Source organism: Pseudomonas sp. SDT291_1_S447, from assembly GCF_054070155.1.
In genome coordinates this window covers 1-1,188 of sequence record NZ_JBSVXS010000267.1, presented here as the reverse complement: position 1 = coordinate 1,188, position 1,188 = coordinate 1, and the positions used below count along the sequence as shown (strand labels likewise).

Annotated in this window: 1 protein-coding gene; it reads left to right on the top strand. The window is 55.6% G+C overall.

The window, feature by feature from the left end; genetic code table 11:
- Positions 1-215 precede the first annotated feature (215 nt).
- Complete coding sequence (locus tag ACW9IR_RS29450) at positions 216-1,157, top strand: IS110 family transposase (protein WP_102902457.1); 942 nt, start codon at positions 216-218, stop codon at positions 1,155-1,157.
- The last annotated feature ends 31 nt before the right edge of the window (positions 1,158-1,188 follow it).

The following is a 1,188-nucleotide window of genomic DNA, read 5'->3' as shown; positions in this document are numbered from 1 at the left end:
GCTCGCTTGTATGGTAGGACTTGAAGGGAGGAGGAGGGACAAGGCTCGATTCTGACTGTTGACGCAGTACAGACCGTGGGAGATTTCGCCCCTCTTCCTTTCACCCAAGCGCCGATAAAGAATGCATCTGGCTAGACCGACGATAGGAACAAGCCTGCGCCTCTGGGTGAGCCCTTCAAGTGCTCAAACCTTATCCCGGAGGAAATCCTGTGGCAATGCCAGTCGCTCTATCAAATCCGATCGTTGGCGTGGATGTCGCCAAAAATGAACTGGTGATTTATCAGGCCGATAGCGATCTGCTTGAAGCGATTCCCAACACCAAAACATCCATCAAGCAGTGGCTGAAGGCCTTGCTCGGCCCCGTGTCTATTGCCATTGAGGCAACCAACATCTACCACCTGGAATTCGCTGATTTGGCCTATGCGGCCGGTTGCACGATTTACATGGTGGGCGGCTATGAACTCAAACACTACCGCGAAGGCGTGAAGATCCGCGCCAAAACCGACGCCTTGGACGCCAAGCTGCTGGCCCGTTACCTGAAGAACGAAGCCGAAGAGTTGCACCCTTGGACCCCGCCATCACCGCTGTACCGCCAGCTCCTGAGCCTTTTCCGCCGCCGCGCGGCTTTGGTCCAGGCCAGGGTCGGCCTGGTGCAGAGCTGGTCGAATGAGCCGTTGTTGAAGGCAGCTTTTGCTGAACAGATAAAATCCATGCAGCGGCTTGAAACGATGATCGAAAAGACGATCAACGATCAGCTCAAACAAGCCGGTTTGCTCGGCGAATTGAAGCGTTGCCTGAAAGTTGAGGGCATTGGATTTCTGACCGGAGCGCGCCTGCTCACAGCGTTTCAGCGTGGGGAATTTAGCAACGCGGATGCGTTTATCGCCTTCCTGGGCATGGATTTACGGGTATCGAAATCAGGGCAAAAGGACGGTCGCCGCAGCTTGACCAAGCGCGGAGACCCCGAGGCCCGCCGACTTTTGCACAACGCAGCGATGTCGGCTAGCCGTACGATAGCCTGGAAAGGGTTTTACGAAGCCCAAAGAGCACGGGGTTTCAGCACCACGCAGGCGTTGGTGATGCTGGCTCGCAAACTTGCTCGGGTGGTATTCGCCTTGCTGAAAGGGCAAAGCGAATATCAGGCAAAAGTCAGTTGAGGGCTTCCCCTCAACCATAGAATCTCCCACA

Excerpts from the sequence above, each read along its gene's own strand:
- ACW9IR_RS29450 (WP_102902457.1), top strand. The coding sequence starts at position 216 with ATGCCAGTCGCTCTATCAAATCCGATCGTTGGCGTGGATGTCGCCAAA.